This is a genomic window from Novosphingobium sp. B 225 (assembly GCF_002198665.1).
GTDB lineage: Bacteria > Pseudomonadota > Alphaproteobacteria > Sphingomonadales > Sphingomonadaceae > Novosphingobium.
Genome location: NZ_MWLM01000072.1, coordinates 79,348 through 98,453 on the forward strand (window position 1 = coordinate 79,348; position 19,106 = coordinate 98,453).

Annotated in this window: 14 protein-coding genes; 9 read left to right on the forward strand and 5 right to left on the reverse strand. The window is 64.1% G+C overall.

Features of this window, described 5'->3' with window-relative positions; translation table 11 throughout:
- The first annotated feature begins 574 nt into the window (after positions 1-574).
- Positions 575-1,087, forward strand: a complete 513-nt coding sequence (gene rplJ, locus MNBBLIKP_RS16735; protein ID WP_088311414.1) for a 50S ribosomal protein L10 — start codon at positions 575-577, stop codon at positions 1,085-1,087.
- Between the two features lie 60 nt (positions 1,088-1,147).
- On the forward strand, positions 1,148-1,519 hold the full coding sequence (rplL, locus tag MNBBLIKP_RS16740) for a 50S ribosomal protein L7/L12 (RefSeq protein WP_088311415.1): 372 nt from the start codon (positions 1,148-1,150) through the stop codon (positions 1,517-1,519).
- Between the two features lie 99 nt (positions 1,520-1,618).
- Here the strand turns inward: rplL and MNBBLIKP_RS16745 are convergent, their stop codons facing one another.
- Complete coding sequence (locus MNBBLIKP_RS16745; RefSeq protein WP_088311416.1) at positions 1,619-2,062, reverse strand: c-type cytochrome; 444 nt, start codon at positions 2,060-2,062, stop codon at positions 1,619-1,621.
- Positions 2,063-2,267: 205 nt separating this feature from the next.
- On the opposite strand from MNBBLIKP_RS16745, the gene MNBBLIKP_RS16750 reads away from it, so the two are divergent.
- From MNBBLIKP_RS16750 to bla, 5 genes are all read left to right on the forward strand, one after another.
- Positions 2,268-3,647: an MATE family efflux transporter gene (locus MNBBLIKP_RS16750; RefSeq protein WP_088311417.1), complete on the forward strand. Its 1,380-nt coding sequence runs from the start codon at positions 2,268-2,270 to the stop codon at positions 3,645-3,647.
- Between the two features lie 142 nt (positions 3,648-3,789).
- Positions 3,790-4,077, forward strand: a complete 288-nt coding sequence (gene groES, locus MNBBLIKP_RS16755) for a co-chaperone GroES (RefSeq protein ID WP_088311418.1) — start codon at positions 3,790-3,792, stop codon at positions 4,075-4,077.
- A gap of 46 nt (positions 4,078-4,123) precedes the next feature.
- Positions 4,124-5,770, forward strand: a complete 1,647-nt coding sequence (gene groL / locus MNBBLIKP_RS16760) for a chaperonin GroEL (protein ID WP_088311419.1) — start codon at positions 4,124-4,126, stop codon at positions 5,768-5,770.
- Positions 5,771-5,905: 135 nt separating this feature from the next.
- Positions 5,906-7,642 carry a DUF1963 domain-containing protein gene (locus tag MNBBLIKP_RS16765; RefSeq protein WP_088311420.1) on the forward strand — a complete coding sequence of 579 codons (1,737 nt, stop codon included), beginning with the start codon at positions 5,906-5,908 and terminating at the stop codon, positions 7,640-7,642.
- 112 nt (positions 7,643-7,754) lie between these two features.
- Positions 7,755-8,828: a class A beta-lactamase gene (gene bla, locus MNBBLIKP_RS16770; RefSeq protein WP_088311421.1), complete on the forward strand. Its 1,074-nt coding sequence runs from the start codon at positions 7,755-7,757 to the stop codon at positions 8,826-8,828.
- 117 nt (positions 8,829-8,945) lie between these two features.
- Here the strand turns inward: bla and MNBBLIKP_RS16775 are convergent, their stop codons facing one another.
- The 4 genes from MNBBLIKP_RS16775 to MNBBLIKP_RS16790 form a co-directional block, all read right to left on the reverse strand.
- Complete coding sequence (locus tag MNBBLIKP_RS16775) at positions 8,946-11,702, reverse strand: TonB-dependent receptor plug domain-containing protein (protein WP_088311422.1); 2,757 nt, start codon at positions 11,700-11,702, stop codon at positions 8,946-8,948.
- A gap of 147 nt (positions 11,703-11,849) precedes the next feature.
- Positions 11,850-13,139 (reverse strand): acyl-CoA dehydrogenase family protein, encoded by a 1,290-nt coding sequence (locus MNBBLIKP_RS16780; RefSeq protein ID WP_088311423.1) that lies wholly within the window; start codon positions 13,137-13,139, stop codon positions 11,850-11,852.
- A gap of 3 nt (positions 13,140-13,142) precedes the next feature.
- Positions 13,143-14,501 carry a phosphotransferase gene (locus MNBBLIKP_RS16785; protein WP_254913101.1) on the reverse strand — a complete coding sequence of 453 codons (1,359 nt, stop codon included), beginning with the start codon at positions 14,499-14,501 and terminating at the stop codon, positions 13,143-13,145.
- 151 nt (positions 14,502-14,652) lie between these two features.
- Positions 14,653-14,937 carry a hypothetical protein gene (locus MNBBLIKP_RS16790; RefSeq protein ID WP_088311425.1) on the reverse strand — a complete coding sequence of 95 codons (285 nt, stop codon included), beginning with the start codon at positions 14,935-14,937 and terminating at the stop codon, positions 14,653-14,655.
- A gap of 291 nt (positions 14,938-15,228) precedes the next feature.
- On the opposite strand from MNBBLIKP_RS16790, the gene polA reads away from it, so the two are divergent.
- Together polA and MNBBLIKP_RS16800 are read left to right on the forward strand one after the other, a co-directional pair.
- Positions 15,229-18,063 (forward strand): DNA polymerase I, encoded by a 2,835-nt coding sequence (gene polA / locus MNBBLIKP_RS16795; protein WP_088311426.1) that lies wholly within the window; start codon positions 15,229-15,231, stop codon positions 18,061-18,063.
- Positions 18,063-19,103, forward strand: coding sequence for a mechanosensitive ion channel family protein (locus MNBBLIKP_RS16800; RefSeq protein WP_088311427.1), 1,041 nt, complete (start codon positions 18,063-18,065; stop codon positions 19,101-19,103). Before polA ends, MNBBLIKP_RS16800 begins: the two co-directional genes overlap by 1 nt.
- The last annotated feature ends 3 nt before the right edge of the window (positions 19,104-19,106 follow it).

The following is a 19,106-nucleotide window of genomic DNA, read 5'->3' on the forward strand; positions in this document are numbered from 1 at the left end:
AATGGGTTGAACATTCAGTGAATTCATGCATGCCGGTGCGTTTATTTAAGCTTTTCGCAGAAAGCTGGGTCGCGGTTTTCATCAAGATATACGATTTTCCTACATCGCCCAAGTCTGTCATGGTGGCTGCCGCTCTTTGACATCGTGGTTGTTTCATTCCTCTCCGCCCGGGCGTCCGGTGCGGGGTTTTCGGTTGTCTGGCCGGAAAACGAATTGGGTGGACGAAGCGGCTCAGGACGTGTTTCATCAACTTGCATTTCGCGCAACTGCGGCGGGGCCGCGCATTTCCTTGACTCTGCCCCTGCGGCTGCTATTGGCCCGCCCCGACTGGTGGTGGATTCGTCTGCTCCCATGTCATCCGTCCGAGACCGCTGCTGCCAGTTTCTGGCTTAATCCGCAGCCTAGACGGGGACAGAGATATTCCGGCCCGCGCCCTGGTGCGCTGGTTCGGCCTGGCGTTTCACGACGCCCTCCTTCCCCATCGCAACGGACTCGCCCGTGGTGCCTGGCACCGCGGACAACGTAGCCGGCCGTGCGGGGCGTTCCCGTCCGGTCATTTGTGAAGGAGTAAGGCATGGATCGTTCGCAGAAAGCCGAATCGGTCGCATCGCTTAACGCGGTCTTCAACGAAGTTGGCGTGGTGGTCATCACCCGCAACCTCGGCATGTCGGTGGCTCAGTCCACTGCCCTGCGTAACAAGATCCGGGAAGCGGGCGCGACTTACAAGGTTGCGAAGAACAGTCTTGCCAAGCTTGCTATCAAGGACACCGACTATGTCGGCCTGAACGATATGCTTACCGGCCCTACCGCGCTTGCCAGCTCGGTCGATCCGGTGGCTGCCGCCAAGGCTGTTGTCGAGTTCGCCAAGACGAACGACAAGATCGAAATCGTCGGCGGATCGATGGGCTCGCAAGTTCTGAACGCCGATGGGGTCAAGGCACTCGCCTCGCTCCCCTCGCTGGACGAACTGCGCGGCACGATCATCGGGCTTGTCCAGGCTCCGGCCACCAAGATCGCTCAGCTCGCTACCGCTCCGGCGGCCAAGCTGGCCCGCGTCTTTGGTGCCTACGCCAAGGAAGCTGCATAAGACTTATCAACGATTTGTCCGGGCCGGTGGCCCGGGTCCATTTTTCAGGAGTGAAACATCATGGCCGATATCGCCAAGCTTGTTGAAGAACTTTCGAAGCTGACCGTTCTGGAAGCCGCTGACCTCGCCAAGGCTCTGGAAGAAGCCTGGGGCGTGAGCGCTGCTGCTGCTGTTGCCGTGGCTGCTGCCCCGGCTGCTGCCGCTGAAGCTGCCGAAGAAAAGACCGAATTCGACGCGATCCTGACCTCGGACGGCGGCAACAAGATCGCCGTCATCAAGGAAGTCCGCGCGATCACCTCGCTCGGCCTGACCGAAGCCAAGGCGCTGGTCGAAGCCGCGCCGAAGGCGATCAAGGAAGGCGTGTCGAAGGCCGAAGCCGAAGACATCAAGGCCAAGGTCGAAGCCGCCGGCGGCAAGGTCGACATCAAGTAAGCCTTACCGCTTACCGACTTTACAGGAACGGGCGGTCCCAGCCGGGGCCGCCCGTTTCGTATGAGCCCGCGCCCTGGGCTGGGCCCGGAGGCGCAAGCCCTATTTGAGTGTCTTGATATATTCGATCACTTCCTTGCGCTTGGCCGCATCGGTCAGCCCGGCGAAAGTCATCTTGGTGCCCGGCACCATCTTCATCGGCGCGGCCAGATACTTGTCCAGCGTGGCATCGTCCCAAGTCAGGTTGGCGTTCTTCATGGCATCGCTGAAAGCGAACCCGGCGATTTCGCCCGACTTGGTGCCATAGACCCCGGCCAGGCTGGGGCCGATCCCCATCTTGCCCTTTTCGGTCGAGTGGCAGGCAACACACTGGGCAAAGGCGGCGGGCCGGCCATCGGCCGCAGCTGCAGCAGTGGTCGCGGCGGCGGCGGGCGAAGCAGCGACGCTGTCTGCGCCTGCAGCGGCCTTGTCTTCGGCGGGCGAGCCGCAGGCCGCCAGGCCGAGGATCAGGGTAAGGGCAACAACCGACTTCGCAGCAATTCGCATGGCTCTCTCCAACAGGCACATGGCCACCCCGCCCCCACGGATGCAGCCGACACAATCGGGCCTAGTTAGACCGGAGAACCATGCCAGCGAAAGTGCCTTTGTTGCAGCATCCGTTGCACGAAGCGCACGCCGCACCGGCAAAATTCACCCCGCCGCCCTTTCCGGCTAGGTCAGCCACACGGATTCGCCTATCCGGACCGGCTTCATGACTGCCGCCAAGCCCCTTTCCCCCTTGCGCACCGAACTGCGCGCCACGCTGCAACTGGCGGCGCCGCTGGCGATCGCCAACCTGCTGCAAATGCTGGTCTATGCCATCGACGTGATCTTTGTGGCGCGGCTGGGCGAAGCAGAGCTGGCCGCATCCAGCCTGGCAACCACCCTGTTCGGGCTGATGATGTGGTGCACAATCGGGCTGACCGGGGCCTGCGCTCCGCTGATCTCGGCCGAACTCGGTCGCCGCCGCCATGCGGTGCGCGAAGTGCGCCGGTCGGTGCGGATGGCGCTGTGGCTGGCGGTGATTTGCGGCCTGTTGGCCATGGCCGTGTCCGCCAATGGCGAACGGCTGATGTTGCTGGCTGGTCAGGATCCAGAGGTTTCGCGGCTGGCGGGCCGGTTCCTGGAAATCCTGCTGTGGGCGACGATCCCGAACATCATGGCCGGAGTGCTGCGCAATGCCGTTTCGGCGCTGGGCCGCCCGGTCTTTGCCACAGCGATCACCGCGCTGGCGATTGTGGTCAATGCGGCAGGCAATTATGTCTTCGTGTTCGGCCATTTCGGCGCCCCGGCGATGGGGCTGGACGGTTCCGCCCTGTCAAGCGTGCTGACCGCGCTGGCGATGCTGGCGGCCTATGTCGCGGCGATCCAGGCAGACCGGCGGCTGCGGCGCTATCACCTGTTCGGACGCTGGTGGCGCGCGGAATGGGCGCGGTTCAGGGACATGCTGCGGATCGGCCTGCCAATCGCGCTGATCATCCTGGCCGAAGGCGGGCTGTTTTCCAGCGCGGCCTTCCTGATGGGGCTGATCGGGCAGGCGCAGCTGGCAGGACATACCGTGGCTTTGCAAGTGGCCGCGCTGGCGTTCCAGATCCCGTTCGGGATCGGACAGGCCGCGACGATCCGGGTCGGCTATCATTACGGCGCGGGCGACATCGCTGCAGTTGGCCATGCCGGCAAGGCGGCGCTGATCCTGGCACTGGGCTACATGGCGCTGCCCGCCGCGCTGATGATCGGCGTGCCGCGCTGGGTGCTCAGCCTCTATGTCGATCCCGCCGCACCGCAGAACGCGCGGATGGTGGGCTTTGCCGTGCAATACCTGGTCGTGGCCGCCGCGTTCCAGCTGTTTGACGGAATGCAGGCCGTGCTGGCCGGCGCCCTGCGCGGATTGCAGGATACGCGCGTACCGATGCTGCTGGCGCTGACGGGTTACTGGCTGTTCGGGTTCACCACCTCGGCCGCGCTTGGTTTTCTTACCTCGCTCGGCGGACTGGGCGTTTGGCTGGGTCTGGCGATGGGGCTGGTCGTTGTTTCGGCCCTGCTGCTGCACCGCTGGCAGAAGCGCGAGCAGCTGGGGCTTGTTCCGGTTTAGGACGGGCCCGGTTCGGGCGGAAAAAAATGACGGCGCGCGCCTTGACGCTCCGCCTGCCCCCTCCCATATGCGCCTCGCTGGCACTCCCCGCAGGAGAGTGCCAACTTACATCATGTAACGCCAAGAGAGAGGGAACACACCCATGGCATTTCGTCCGTTGCACGACCGCGTGCTTGTCCGCCGCGTCGAAGCTGAAGAAAAGACCGCTGGCGGCATCATCATCCCCGACAGCGCCAAGGAAAAGCCGGCCGAAGGCGAAATCGTCGCCGTTGGTTCGGGTTCGAAGGCTGAAGACGGCAAGGTTACCCCGCTGGACGTCAAGGCCGGTGACCGCGTGCTGTTCGGCAAGTGGTCGGGCACCGAAGTCAAGGTCGACGGTGAAGACCTGCTGATCATGAAGGAATCTGACATTCTCGGCATCATCAGCTGAGAACGCGGTTCTTCTTCCCAACTTCAAAATCTGAAAGGACAGCAACATGGCTGCCAAGGACGTAAAATTCGGCCGTGACGCCCGCGAACGCATTCTCGCCGGTGTCGACATTCTCGCCAATGCAGTGAAGGTTACCCTGGGTCCCAAGGGCCGCAACGTGGTGATCGACAAGAGCTTCGGCGCCCCGCGCATCACCAAGGACGGCGTCACCGTCGCCAAGGAAATCGAGCTCAAGGACAAGTTCGAAAACATGGGTGCGCAGATGCTGCGCGAAGTGGCTTCGAAGACCAACGATCAGGCCGGTGACGGCACCACCACCGCCACCGTGCTGGCCCAGGCGATCGTGCGCGAAGGCATGACTTCGGTTGCCGCCGGCATGAACCCGATGGACCTGAAGCGCGGCATCGATCTGGCCGTGACCAAGGTGGTCGAAGATCTGGTGAAGCGTTCGAAGCCGGTTTCGGGTTCGTCGGAAATCGCCCAGGTCGGCATCATCTCGGCCAATGGCGATGCCGAAGTCGGCAACAAGATTGCCGAAGCGATGGAAAAGGTCGGCAAGGAAGGCGTGATCACCGTAGAAGAGGCCAAGGGCCTCGAATTCGAACTCGATGTCGTCGAAGGCATGCAGTTCGACCGCGGCTACCTGTCGCCCTACTTCATCACCAACCCCGACAAGATGACCGTCGAGCTGGATAACCCCTATATCCTGATCCACGAAAAGAAGCTGTCGTCGCTGCAGGCGATGCTGCCGATCCTGGAAGCTGTGGTGCAGTCGGGCCGTCCGCTGCTGATCATCGCCGAAGACATCGAAGGCGAAGCGCTGGCCACTCTGGTGGTCAACAAGCTGCGCGGCGGGCTGAAGATCGCTGCGGTCAAGGCTCCCGGCTTTGGCGATCGCCGCAAGGCGATGCTGCAGGACATCGCGATCCTGACCCAGGGCGAAATGATCAGCGAAGATCTGGGCATCAAGCTTGAATCGGTCACGCTGGGCATGCTCGGCCAGGCCAAGCGCGTTTCGATCGACAAGGACAACACCACCATCGTCGATGGCGCCGGTTCGGCGGACGACATCAAGAGCCGGGTTGAACAGATCCGCGCCCAGATCGAAGTCACCACCAGCGACTATGACCGTGAAAAGCTGCAGGAACGTCTGGCCAAGCTGGCCGGCGGGGTTGCCGTGATCAAGGTTGGCGGGGCTTCGGAAGTCGAAGTCAAGGAACGCAAGGACCGCGTTGACGATGCCCTGCACGCTACCCGCGCTGCGGTGGAAGAAGGCATCGTCCCCGGCGGCGGCACCGCGCTGCTCTATGCCACCAAGGCTCTGGCCGGCATGAAGGGCGCCAACGACGACCAGACCAAGGGCATCGACATCGTGCGCCGCGCGATCACTGCCCCGGTCAAGCAGATCGCGACCAACGCCGGTCACGATGGCGCTGTGGTCTCGGGCAACCTGCTGCGCGAAGACGACGAAACCCAGGGCTTCAACGCTTCGACCGACACCTATGAAAACCTGGTGGCGGCTGGTGTTATCGATCCGACCAAGGTGGTGCGCACTGCACTGCAGGACGCGGCCTCGGTCGCCGGCCTGCTGATCACCACCGAAGCCGCGATTTCGGAAAAGCCCGAAGACAAGCCGGCCATGGGCGGCATGCCCGGCGGCGGCATGGGCGGCATGGGCGGAATGGACTTCTAAGTCCGACTGCCTGTCAGCCAAGCAAATCGGGGCCGGAAGAGCGATCTTCCGGCCCCTTTTTCGTGCCCGCCCGCAACGACAAGTTCTTAAACTTTCCGGATTAAATACCCCGTCGACCAAGCCGGGGGACGAAACTTGATCTGGTACTACCTGTTCTTTGCCGCCCTTGCGGTGTTGGTGATCCGCCAGCGCCAGCGGATGAAGCGCGCCGACCAGCAGAAGCAGCAGCAACCGGAGCCCGATTCACCAGCCAGTGCCCGCCGCCGCGATCTGCGGACCATCACCGCGATGACGGCCCTGGAAAGCGACCTGCTTCAGCCCGAACCGCAGGCCCCGCGCGCCGCGTCGGCCCAGCCCCGGCCCGGCCCGCCCCCTCGGCGTGAACCAGCCGCGCGGGTGGAAGAAAGCATCTCGGTGGTCCTGCGCCGCCAGATCCCGCCGCGCGATGAAGCGCCGCGTTCCTGGCTGGGGGGCCTGCCAATGCTGCCCGACGGGATCGAATGGCCGCGCGGGGTGAACCCGGAAAAGCGGGGCGAAGGCGAAGTGCCGCTGCACTTCATCGCCCAGATCGCCTGTGCCGATCTTCCACCCGAGCTGTGGGGCGAACTGGGCCCGCGCGCCGGATGGCTGCGATTGTTCCTGAATGGCAACAGCTGCGACAACGAGGATCGCGGCCTGTGGCGCCTGGTCCACAGCGCGGAACTGGGCAGTGAACGCCAGCCCCCCGCAGACATCGGCGTGATCCATGACGGCATGTACACCGGCGGGGCGGCCTGGACCCAAAGCAAAAGCGTCTATCCGCGCTGGCCGGTCGATCTGGTCAAGGTTGGCAACACACTGCGCCACGAAGGGCAACGCAGCTGGCCGACGCCGGATGAATTCGAGACCGAGATCTACCCCGGACAGCCAATCGAGCGTGACCGGCACAAGGTGCCAAAGCTGCCACCCTTTGCGCGCGGCGTGCTGCAGACAGCCCTGCGCGAAACGATCGCGCTGATGCGCTTGCCGGTGCGCGAATATCCGCTCAGCGATGTCAATCGCACGCAACTGGCCAGCCCGACAAACTGGCCCCTGATCCTGACTGTGCCGGCCGAACGCCTGGCGCGTGCCAATACGCGCTGGCTCGCTGAGGAAGCCGAACGGCGCGGGGTTGAAGCGCTGAGCGATGCAGAGCAGCAGGCCTATCTTGCCAGCCAGCCCAACCGCGTCCGTGCAGCAGCCGAACTGGATACGCTGCGCACCCTGATCGGCGAATGCCCCAGCCCCGAAGCCCTGATTGCACGGTGCGAGGCCGGACGCGCGGAGTGGCTGGCCTGGCGCGGTGAAGTGGCTGACTGGCTGGAAGAATGGCTGAACAGGATCGCCGCAGCGACGCTCGACCAACCCCTGACTGCGGACGACCGCGAGCGGATGGCCATGCTCGAAGGCGCACCGCCGCATGTTTACTGGGTGATCGACCGTCAGGGGGGGTACTCCGACGAACCGAACTACGTTGGCCCGCGCAAGATCGAAAGCTCTGCCTTCGCGCAGTTGGCCGAACAGTGCCACCGGGCCGCAAGCGACCTGGCTGTGGAGTTCTACCTTGATCCGCAGCGCCGTCACCTGCTCCCCGCCGAGTATCTGCCCGCCTGCGAAGCCTGGTGGCGCGCGCTCTACAACAATCGCCCGCACCGCATGGGTGGCTATCACGACGGTGTGCAGAGCGATGCGATCGAAGGGCCGCAGGAAAAGTTGCTGTTGCTGCAACTGGCGACCGACGATCCAATGCAGTTCTGCTGGGGCGATTGCGGCGCGATCTATGCCTTCATCCGCACGGACGACCTCAAGGCCGGGCGCTTCGATGCCGCTGAGCTGCATCTGGAATGCCACTGATCCGCGCGAATTACGCACTTTCCCGCAAGCAGGCCCCGGTTCGTCGCAGGCGGTTTGAGCGGCGCAGGGTCGTTAGCCAAACTGAAAGCATGAATGGGCTATCGCTGTTCGCGTGAAGACGGGACACATTTCACGATTGCTGGCCGCTGTGGCCTTTGCAGGTGCGCTTGCCGCGCCGGGAGCGGCGCAGGCGCGCGGCAATGACCTTGAGCTGGCGTTTGATCGCACGCTCGGCACGCAGGTTCGCACTCCGCCTGAAGCTCCTGCTGTTCCTTTGGTTCAACCGCGTCGGCCCGTTTCCGTTGCGCAATTCGTCGCGCCTGCGGTCACCAGTTATGGCAGCGGGCTTGAGGCGCAGATCGCCTCGCTCGCCGCGCCTGCGCAGGGCCGGATCGGCGTTGCCGCGCTTGATCTTTCTACCGGACGGACCGTTTCGGTGCTGGGCAACCAGCCCTTCCCGCTGGCCAGCACCAGCAAGGTTGCGATTGCCGCCACGTTCCTGGCAGGCGTCGATCAGGGCCGTTTCCGCTTGTCGGACCAATACCCCCTGATGGTTCCGGTCCGTTCGGCCAAATATTCGACCGAAGTGGCCCCGGTTCGTGCGGGCGCGACGATGAGCGCGCAGGGCCTGATCGAACTGGCCATTACCCGCAGCGACAATCCCGCCGCCGACGCTCTGCTTGCCGCCGTGGGTGGACCGCAGGCCGTCAACCGCTGGCTGCAGGGCGCTGGCCTTTCAGGCATGCGGATGGACCGCGACATCGCCACACTGGTGCGCGACGATGGTGAGTTCAACCCCGCCACCACGATCGACCCGCGTGACAGCGCGACGCCGCTGACCATGGTTGAACTGCTGGGCGGGCTCTATCGCGGACAGTGGCTTTCCTCCTCCAGCCGCAACCTGCTGCTCGGCACGATGGCGCGCACTGTGACCGGCAAGCGCCGGATGCGCGCACTGCTGCCCGGTGAGGCAGGCATTGCGCACAAGACCGGAACCCTGTCCAACACTGCCAGCGATGTCGGGATCATCACCACTCCTGATGGACGCAGCATTGCCGTGGCCATCTATGTGACCGGCCAGGGCAGCAAGGCCGGGCGCGACGCGCGCATCGCCAGCATCGCGCGCGCGATTTATGACGGCTACCAGTACGAAAGCTCGGGCTACCGCCGCACGGCTTCGCGCTGATCCGGCTCCGAAGCAGGGCACGGCCCGTGCTTCTGCCCAGGCCCTCCCCCAGACCACAACGAAAAGAGCGCGCCGGTTGTCCCGACGCGCTCTCCCCCTCTCCAGCTCTGAAGTTCCTTAGAAGTCGATGCTTGCCCGCGCGTAGAGGTAACGGCCGTTGAAGCCGAAAGGCGAGAAGATCGAGAACGGGATATATTGCTGGTTGGCCGGATAGACCCCGCCAATCGCTGCCGGACGCGGGCCGAAAGGCGAACGATCCGGATAGACATCGAATACGTTGTCCGCCCCGATCGCCAGGCTCAGCCGGTCCATCGGCTTGAACCGCAGTTCCAGATCGGTGATCCACTTGGCCCGCAGGAAGATGTCATCCGGACCGTAGTCGGTCAGGCTGGTCGGCGTGGCGATCGGGTTGGCCGAACCGGGCGAAGTGACCTTGCCATAGCGGGTCGACCGTGCGGTCAGCCCGACCATGCCCAGATCGCCATCCAGGCTCAGCACCACCTTGTCGCGCGGCTGGCCTTCGGTGAAGCGCAGCCCTTCGACACGGCCGAACAGGATCAGGCCGGGGATCGTCGCGAGCGGCCCCAGATCGTTCTTGCGGGCCAGGATCTTCTGCTTGTTGTAGTTATAGGCCGCAGTCAGGTTCCACTTGCCGAACCCTTCGAGCGGCAGGCGCCAGTTGAGCACCGCATCCACACCTTCGGTGCGGGTGTTGAGCCCGTTGATGAAGAACCGCGCCGCACCGACCGAGTTGAACCCGTTGGCATCGAGCACCGCCTTGACTGCGGAGTTGACCGCCGCCGAGCCGCTACCCGCCGCACCGAGGTTTTCGGTCAGCACGATCCGGTCATTGATTTTGATGTTGTAGTAATCGACCGTCAACGTCAGCCCGCTGAGCGGGTTGGCAGTGAAACCACCCGAGAAGTTGACCGACTTTTCAGGCTTGAGGTCCTTTGAACCCAAAGCCCGCGCCACCGGGCTGCTGACCGCCACGGTGGAAATGTCGACGGGCAGACCGCCGATGAAGTTGGTCGAAGTGGTGGTGAAATACTGCTGGTGCAGCGACGGTGCGCGGAAGCCGTTCGAAATCGATCCCCGCAGCGCAAAGCCGGGGACGAATTCATAACGCGCCGCGAACTTGCCGGTCAGCGTATTGCCAAAGTCCGAGAAGTGTTCGAACCGCCCGGCCGCCGTGGTGGTCAGGCCCGGAACGATTTCGGTATCAAGCTCGACATAGCCGGCCATCGAATGGCGGCGCACTTCGGTTGAGCTGGCCAGCGGGATGCCGGGGAAACCCTGCGCACCCGCTGCTGCACCGCGGCCCGGGAAGCTGCAAACGCTGGTCCCGGCGTTGAACACGCCCTGCTGCAGGGCACAGCCCGCCGCCGTGGTGGTGACTGAAGCCTTGAAATAGGGCCCGATCGCATAGCTCTGCGGTTCGCCCGGGCGGATCTTGAACTGTTCGTTCCGGTATTCCGCACCAAAAGCGAACGTTAACGGCTTGGCGAAGCCCATTTCGAATTCGCGGCTGACGTCCATATTGGCAAGCCACTGGCGATAGCCGAGCCCGCCGGCATCGAAGCTGCGCTGGCTTTGCGGACCGAAGCTGGTGTTGAGCGAGTTTTCGACGCGGTAGTCAAAGCTGTTCGCACCATAGCCGAGCGAGCCATCGACGTTCCACAGGCCAGACGTGGTACGCAGCCCCACGGTTGCCGCGCGGTCGGTCAGGTCCGAGGTGATGAACGGCAGGAAACCGTCCGGAGTCAGACCCACGAAGTTGGCGTTGCTGGGTGTGGTGTTGGGGGCCAGCACCGAAAAATCGCGGTTGGCCGCAGCGTTCTGCTGGCGATAGTTGGCCGCGCTGACCGAATCGCGCTGATCGAAGCTGCCGAACGCGTAAAGCTCCAGGTCTTCGCTCACCGGCACGGCGGCATTGGCGAACAGGATGAAGTCGTCCGCCTTCGGATCGCCAAACCGGAATTCGAGGCGATCGAACGTCAGCTCGCGCGGATCCCAGGTCGTGCTGGTCGGGCGGATATAGTTCGGCCGCAGATCATACCCCTGGCGGTTGGTAGACCCCCGGTGGCGGTATTCGGCGGTGAAATTGAGATAACCGCCGCTGCTGCCAAAGAACGGCAGGCCGATGTTGGTTGCCACCGAATAGCTCTGCCCGTCATGCGCCTTGCGTTCACCGTCGGTGGTGGCCTGGAAATAGCGGCCGTCCGTGGCATCGAGCACCGGCGCGCCGTTGGCGGTGACCAGCCCGGTCACATTCGCCACATTGTCGATCGTGGTGTCATACTTGCCATAGCTGATCGAGGCGCGGCCGCCTTCGCTGGCCTTCTTGAGGCGGATGTTGATCACCCCGGCGATCGCATCCGACCCATATTGCGAAGAGGCGCCATCGCGCAGCACTTCGATCCGGTCGATCGCGAGCGCCGGGATCGCATTCATGTCCACCGCTGCAGAGCCGCGGCCGACCGTGCCGTTGATATTGAGCAGCGCGGAAACGTGGCGGCGCTTGCCATTGACCAGCACCAGTGTCTGGTCCGGGCCCAAGCCGCGCAAGGTGGCGGGGCGCAGGGCGTCCGATCCGTCGGCAATCGCGGGCTGCGGGAAGTTGAAGCTGGGGACCAGCTTGTTGAGGATCTTGTTGGTTTCGACCTGACCGCCTTCGGTAATCGCAGCGCCTGACAGCACATCAACCGGAACGGGCGAATCCTGCACCGTACGAGACGCAGAGCGGGTGCCGGTGACGATGATGGTAGGCTGATCGACGCTTTCGTCAGCGGTGCCTTCCTGGGCCAGAGCCGGTGCGGTCAGCGCAAGGCTGGACAGCGATGCGAGCAAGGAGAGGCGGATCGTGGATTGCATGGTTGGTTCCCTTACCAGTATCGCCGCGCCCCTTCCTCCCCAGGCCAGGCGCGACACGTTTCCACGCGAATTTACGCATGTCATGCGCGCGCAAACAAGCCGTCCGCAACGATTGCGGACAGCCTGTTGCTGCAATGCAACGCAATTCTACTGTGCAAAGAGCGCCTTGCGCGGGCCGAGGTAGCCGAACAGGTAGGCACCGACCTTGCGCATCTGGATTTCCTCCGCCCCTTCGGTGATCCGGTAGCGGCGGTGGTGGCGATAGATGTGTTCGAACGGCTTGTGCCGCGAATAGCCAATCCCGCCGTGAACCTGCATCGCCCGGTCGGCCGCCTCGCAGACCAGGCGGTTGGCGTAGTAGTTGCACATGCTGATCTTGTCCGACAGGCGGTGCTCGATCTCCTTGTGCTCCATCTGGTCCATTTCCCAGGCTGTCTTGTAGATCAAGGTACGCAGCATTTCGCACTGCGTGGCCAATTCCACCAAGGGGAACTGGATCCCCTGATTGCGCGCCAGTTCCGCGCCAAACGGTTTGCGTTCACGCGCATATCTGACTGATTCTTCGACGCAATAGGTTGCCGCGCCAAGCGAGCTTGCGGCTTGGCGGATGCGGTTCTGGTGGACGAAGCTTTGCGCGATCGACAGCCCGCCATCAACCGGGCCCAGCACCGCGCTTTCAGGCACCCAGCAATTCTCGAAATGCATGCGCGGGTGGTCGGTCGGCATGTTGAAGGTCCACATATATTCATCAACCACCATGCCGGGCGTGCCCGCCGGGACCAGCAGACAAGTGATCCCCTTGGCATCTCCAGCCTTGCCCGAAGTGCGGCAGAACGCGGCGCAGTGGGTGGCAACGTGCATCCCGGTGATCCACATCTTCTCCCCATCGATCCGCCAGCCGGGCACACCATCGCGGCTCTCGCGCACCGCCACGGTTTCCATATGGGTCGCGTCCGATCCGTGGTGCGGCTCGGTCAGACCAAAGGCGACGCGGCGCTGGCGTTCGAACCCGCCGGTGATGAATTCCTTTTGCTGTTCCTCGGTCCCGAAATGTTCGAACATGTTGACGAAGGGAAAGTTGCCGACGATCGAATGTTCGTTCTGCAAATCGTTGTGCAGCCCCAGCCCCATCTGGGTGAAGTGATCGCGGATCACCGCCATCCACAGGTTCGCCCCGTCCTTGCCGCCGTACTTCTTGGGTGCGGAAAAGCGCCAGTGCCCGGCCTTGTCGGCGCGCAGCGAGGCTTCGCGCAGCAAATCTTCCCATTCGTGGCGTGGCAGGCCCTGGTTCTCGAAGTCGGTCCGGGCATATTCGCGGCGATGATCGAAGAAGCGGATATTGTCATCCTGCTGTTCAAGCGGGCGAATCTCCGTCTCGATGAACTTGTCCAGTTCGGCGAGGTAATCGACCAGATCCTGCGGCAGTGAAAAGTCCATCGTTCAGTTCCCTTCCCATGTGGCCCGGGCCAGCGCCAGCGCGGGATATTTCGGCATGTCGGCGGCCAGCTTGCTCAACGCCATGCGGCGCAGGCGGGCCAGTAGGCCGGGCGTGGCAAGATCTGCCTTGCCCGACATCAAATCGGCGGCGAGCGCCGCATCGGTTGCGACCGGGCGCTGTTCGATCTCACGCGTGACGATACCCAGGGCGTTGCGGGCCACCGCCATGTTGAACTTGTCCCGCCCACTGATCAGCGGCTTGATGTCTGAATTAAGCCATTCGGAAATCGCGGTCAGCATTTCGGCGCCACTGGGTTCACCGGTTCCAGGCACCAAGGCTTCGCTGGCGGGCGGCAGCGGGCGCTGGCGTTCGATTGCGGGGGCCTGATCCTCCAGCAGCAGCAGCAGGTCCAGTTCCTGTTCGGCAGTACGACGGGCAACGACCACCCGCTCAACCGAGCGGTCATGCCCGTCGCGCCAGTATCCACCCATCTGCAAGCAGCCCAGCGCCCACCAGAAGGTCCGGTAGATCGTCCAGAAGCGGAAGCGCCGGGGATCAAACGGCTCGCCGCCAGCTGCCTCGTAAGCCCGCGCCAGTTCCTGAACCGAAGTCAGGCCATATCCGGGCCGGTCAGGCCGCGAAAATCGCCAGACGGTCATGCAACCAAATGCCAGATCCTCGTGCCAGTCTCCCAGATGGGCCAGCTCCCAGTCGAGCACCCCCGTCACCCGGCCATGCTCGAACATCAGATTGCCCAGCCGGAAATCCCCGTGAACCAGCCGGGGCGCGACCGGGGTGGGCAGGTTTGCTTCCAGCCAGCGCAAGGCCAGCGCCAGAATCGGGCGATCCCCGCCATAGCTGATGAAGCGTGCGCGCAGTTCTGCCAGGGCCTCAGCGGTGTCCATCACCGGAACGGCCAGGTCGGTGCAATCGGTGCGGTGAACCGCCGCCAGTTCGCGGGCGATGTCCCCGATCCCGGTGGCCGGGTCCGCCTCTGCCAGGAACGCATTGGGTTCTGGCGAGCCGGGAATCGAGCGCATGACATAGCCCGAACCGATCCCGTCCGCCGGGTCCAGTTCAACCAGAACTTCCGGGGCCGTGACCCCGCCAGCACGGGCGCGGCGGATCAGGGCGGCTTCTGCAGCGTGATCCATCGGCCGCCCGGCCATCATTTCCAGGCTGGGCGCGCGGCGCAGGACGCAGATTTCGGTCCCCGATACGAACCGCCAGCTTTCCATGTTGGCCCCGCCCGACAGACGCTCAAGCCCGTGCGGCGCAGGCATTGCAACGCGCGCCATGGCCAAGGTCAGACCTTCGGACAGTCGGGACACTGCATCGCTGGGGGCCGCACTGGTGGACAAGGTCGCCGCTCTCCTTCGGCTGGGTTCGGAGAGGGTTTAATCGGGCGATTAAAATAGATCAAGCACGGTGCGCGCCTTCACTCGCGCACAAAAGAAAAGGGGCGCGAAGGTTAGCCCTTCGCGCCCCCAATCTTTTGCCAAATGGCGAAGATTACATCTTCTTGGCAGCATCCGCAGCGGCTTCAGCAGCGGCGCCAGCGGCGTCGGCAGCAGCGCCCGAAGCGGTGGTCGCGGCGTCAGCAGCGGCACCCGAAGCGGTGGTCGCGGCGTCAGCAGCAGCGCCAGCAGCGTCGGTGGCGGCAGCAGCAGCGTCCGAAGCAGCTTCAGTGGCGGCGTCCGAAGCGGCAGCAGCGGCGTCAACAGCCTTTTCAGCCGAGCAGGCCGACAGAGCGAGAGCGGCGCTGGCAGCGACGGCGGCGAGAACGATCTTGCGCATGAATGTATTCCTTGAACAGCGAGTGGACCACGCGCGGCCGTTTCTGCTGGAGAGCTTGGGCGACCGAACGGAAAGCCTACCTTATCGGTAGACTTCTCGCCTCAAATAGTCGGCTTCGCGGCGTGATGCAAGAGGTTGCTGCAAGGCGCGCGAAATCCACCCAGTTTTCCACTGGTTTGCGACCATTCGCAGCCAAATGTGGCAAGGTCATGACCGCCCGGGCAAATCGATTCGTGCGATTCGCACGCCAGCCGGTTTACGCTGCCCGCTCCGCCCTGCTAGGCTCTGCCGATGGAGCCCAAGCAGCATCTCTACCTGGTCGATGGATCGGCCTATATCTTCCGCGCCTATCACCGCCTGCCGCCGTTGACCAACCCGCAGGGTGTGCCGGTGGGGGCGGTCTATGGCTATACCACGATGTTGTGGCGGCTGGCCGATGATCTCAACAAGGCGGACGGGCCGACTCACCTCGCGGTGATTCTCGATGCGTCGGGCAAGTCGTTCCGCAACGATATTTACCCCGAATACAAGGCGAATCGCCCGCCCCCGCCCGAAGACCTGAAACCCCAATTCCCGCTGATCCGCGATGCCACCCGCGCCTTCAGCCTGCCGTGCATCGAGGAGCAAGGCCTCGAAGCCGATGACCTGATCGCCTCCTACGCTCGCGCCGCCGCCGCGCGCGGGTGGGACGTGACGATCGTCTCGTCGGACAAGGACCTGATGCAGCTGGTGGGTCCCTGCGGTGAAGGCCGGATCGACATGCTCGATACGATGAAGAACCAGCGGATCGACATCCCCGAAGTGGCCGAAAAGTTCGGCGTTGCACCCGATCTGGTTGGCGATGTGCTGGCGCTGATGGGCGATGCGGTGGACAATGTCCCCGGCATCCGCGGGATCGGACCAAAGACCGCGACCAAGCTGATCCAGGACCATGGCGATCTGGAAAAAGCCCTTGCCGCCGCAAGCGAAATGAAGGCGAGCAAGCTGCGTGACAACCTGATCGAGCATGCCGACATGGCCCGCCTGTCGCGCGTGCTGGTGGCTTTGAAGGAGGACTGCGACCTCCCGATGCCGCTCGACGATTTCAAGCTGGGCGAGATTCCGCCCGGGCCGCTGACCCAGTTTCTGGAAGAGCACGGCTTTTTCAGCCTGCTCAAGCGGCTTGACGGCGGGCGCGGCAGCCCGGAGCGGCGGACCCAGCTCAACCCGGCCAAGCCCGTGACGCCCGGCGCGGCCGCAGCCCCGGCAGGCAACCGCCAGCCCGTGCCCGATTGGCCGGCGATTGACCGCAGCAGCTATCAATGCGTCCAGACGCTGGAACAGCTCGATACGTGGATCGAGCGCGCCCTTGCTGCGCGGCTGGTGGCGTTCGATACCGAAACCAGCGCGCTCGACGCGATCCGCGCCGATCTGACCGGGATCAGTCTGGCAGTAGGCCCGAACCAGGCCTGTTATATCCCGCTCGGCCACGGCGGGAGCGACATGTTCGCGGAAAAGCCGCTGCAAGTGGACAAGGCTACCGCCCTCGCCCGGCTCAAACCGCTGCTGGAAAGCGATGCGGTGCTGAAGGTGGGCCAGAACGCCAAGTACGATCTCAACGTGCTGGCCCGGCAAGGAATCGCGGTCAGCCCGATCGACGATACCATGGTGATGAGTTTCGACCTTGATGCCGGGCGCAGCGAGGACGGGATCGGCGGCGGTCACGGGATGGACGAGCTCGCCGCCCGCCACCTTGGCCACACCGCCCTCGCCTTCAAGGACCTGTGCGGCACCGGCAAGAAAGCCATCCCTTTTGGCGAAGTTCCGCTCGACCGCGCGACCGAATATGCCGCCGAGGACGCCGACGTCACCTGGCGGCTGCACCAGCTGTTCAAGCCCCGCCTGTCGCTGGAGGGCGGGACGCGGGTCTATGAGCGGGTCGACCGCCCGCTGGTGGCGGTGGTGGCGCAGATGGAGCGCCACGGGATCAAGGTTGACCGTGAGAAACTGGCCGGGCTGTCATCAACTTTCGCCGAAGCGATTGCCGCGCTGGAGGGTGAGATTCACACCCTCGCCGGTCAGCCCTTCACCATCGGCAGCCCCAAGCAACTGGGCGAGATCCTGTTCGACAAGCTGGGTCACAAAGGCGGCAAGAAAGGCAAGACCGGGCAGTATTCCACCGACCAATCGGTGCTGGAACGCCTGTCCGGCGAAGGCGCCCCGATTGCCGACAAAGTGCTGGAATGGCGCCAGCTGTCCAAGCTGCGCAGCACCTATACCGAAGCCTTGCAGGCCGCGATCAACCCCGACACGGGCCGGGTCCACACCAGCTATAGTCTGGTCGGTGCGCAGACCGGGCGGCTCTCTTCAACCGAGCCGAACCTGCAGAACATCCCGATCCGCACCGAAATCGGCCGCCAGATCCGCGATGCCTTTGTGGCGGAACCGGGCAATGTGATTCTGGCGGCGGACTACAGCCAGATCGAACTACGGCTGGCTGCGCATATGGCCGACGTGCCCGAACTGAAGGACGCCTTCGCCAAAGGTGAGGACATTCACGCCCGCACCGCGATGGAAATGTTCGGAGAGGTCAACCGCGACACGCGCGGCCGCGCCAAGACGATCAACTTCGCGATCCTCTATGGCATCAGCCGCTGGGGTCTGGCCGGACGGCTGGGGGTTTCCTCGGACGAAGCACAAGCGATGATCGACCGCTATTTCGAACGCTTCCCCGGCATTCGCGGCTATATCCATGCCACGCTGGAAAGCGTGCGGACGCAGGGCTTTTCGGAAACGCTGTTCGGCCGCAAGTGCTGGTTCCCGCGCATTTCATCGAACAATCCCAACGAACGCATGGGCAGCGAACGCGCCGCGATCAACGCCCCGATCCAGGGCACCAGCGCTGATATCATCAAGCGCGCCATGGTGCGGATGATGCCCGCGCTGGAAGCGGCCGGACTGGGCCATGTGCGGATGCTGCTGCAGGTCCATGATGAACTGGTGTTCGAACTACCTGAGGTCGATGTAGCAGCCGCCAGCATGGTGATCCGCGAGGTGATGGCCGGGGCCGCCGTGCCGCTGGTCGAACTGACCGTGCCGCTGGGCGTCGAACTGGGCACTGGGGCAAGCTGGGGGGCAGCGCATTGATGGTCGCCGCGCCCTCGGTCAGCCAGATGATCGACTGGTCCGAAGCCCTCACCCGCGCAGCGATCCATGGCGGGATCGCGGTCGGGATTGCGCTGGCGCTGCATCTGGCGCTGTTCGCAGTGCTCGACCGGGCCGCGCGGCTCTCGGTTTCGACTTCGGACGAACTGGTGTTCGGCCGTCTGCGCCAGCCGCTACGCTGGGCGATGGTTGCGGTTGGCGTGTCGCTTGCCGCTGAAAGCGATGCGCTGATCGCGCGCGGATGGGATCTGGTGGCGCGGTTTATCGAACCGGCGCTGCTCGGCTGGACTGCCTTCGCGCTGGTCAAGGCCTTTGCCGAAGTGCTCGACGCTCACGCCGATCGCAGCGAGGATGTGATGGCCGCGCGCAGCCGCCGCACCCGCGTCGCGATCTTCTCGCGCACGCTGGGTTTCGCCATCGTCTTCGTCACCGTGGCCCTGATGCTGTTCGGCATTCCCGGCGTGCGCAATGTCGGGGTGACGCTGATGGCCTCGGCCGGGTTCGCCACGCTGGCAGTTGGTGCGGCAGCGCAGCCAGCGCTCAAAAGCCTGATCGCAGGGATGCAGATCGCGCTGACCGAGCCGATCCGGCTGGGTGATTTCGTGGTGGTTGATAACGAAAGCGGGCGGGTGGAAGATATCCGTCTGTCTTATGTGGTGATCCGCACCGGGGATGAACGGCGGGTAATTGTCCCCACCGCCAAGTTTCTGGACGGCAGCTTCCAGAACTGGACCAGGCTGGGGGATGGCATCACCGGATCGGTGGTGCTGCCCGTTCGCCCCGGCCACGCGATCCAGCCGATCCGCGATGCCTATCTGGCCGCGCTGAAGGACCACCCCGACTGGGACGAGCGCACCGGCCAACTGCAAGTCAGCGAAGCGCGGGTCGGGTCGGTCGAGCTTAAGCTGGTGATGAGCGCCAAGGGCCCGGGCGAACTGGCCCGCCTGCGCTTTGCCATGCGCGAGGCAATGCTCGACTGGCTGCGCGAGCATTGCCCCGAGGCGCTGTGCACTGAAGGTTGAGGC

Coding starts and splice junctions, on each gene's coding strand:
- MNBBLIKP_RS16750 (WP_088311417.1), top strand. CDS start 2,268: ATGACTGCCGCCAAGCCCCTTTCCCCCTTGCGCACCGAACTGCGCGCC.
- groES (WP_088311418.1), top strand. CDS start 3,790: ATGGCATTTCGTCCGTTGCACGACCGCGTGCTTGTCCGCCGCGTCGAA.
- polA (WP_088311426.1), top strand. CDS start 15,229: ATGGAGCCCAAGCAGCATCTCTACCTGGTCGATGGATCGGCCTATATC.
- MNBBLIKP_RS16800 (WP_088311427.1), top strand. CDS start 18,063: ATGGTCGCCGCGCCCTCGGTCAGCCAGATGATCGACTGGTCCGAAGCC.
- MNBBLIKP_RS16745 (WP_088311416.1), bottom strand. CDS start 2,062: ATGCGAATTGCTGCGAAGTCGGTTGTTGCCCTTACCCTGATCCTCGGC.
- MNBBLIKP_RS16780 (WP_088311423.1), bottom strand. CDS start 13,139: ATGGACTTTTCACTGCCGCAGGATCTGGTCGATTACCTCGCCGAACTG.
- rplJ (WP_088311414.1), top strand. CDS start 575: ATGGATCGTTCGCAGAAAGCCGAATCGGTCGCATCGCTTAACGCGGTC.
- MNBBLIKP_RS16790 (WP_088311425.1), bottom strand. CDS start 14,937: ATGCGCAAGATCGTTCTCGCCGCCGTCGCTGCCAGCGCCGCTCTCGCT.
- groL (WP_088311419.1), top strand. CDS start 4,124: ATGGCTGCCAAGGACGTAAAATTCGGCCGTGACGCCCGCGAACGCATT.
- rplL (WP_088311415.1), top strand. CDS start 1,148: ATGGCCGATATCGCCAAGCTTGTTGAAGAACTTTCGAAGCTGACCGTT.
- MNBBLIKP_RS16775 (WP_088311422.1), bottom strand. CDS start 11,702: ATGCAATCCACGATCCGCCTCTCCTTGCTCGCATCGCTGTCCAGCCTT.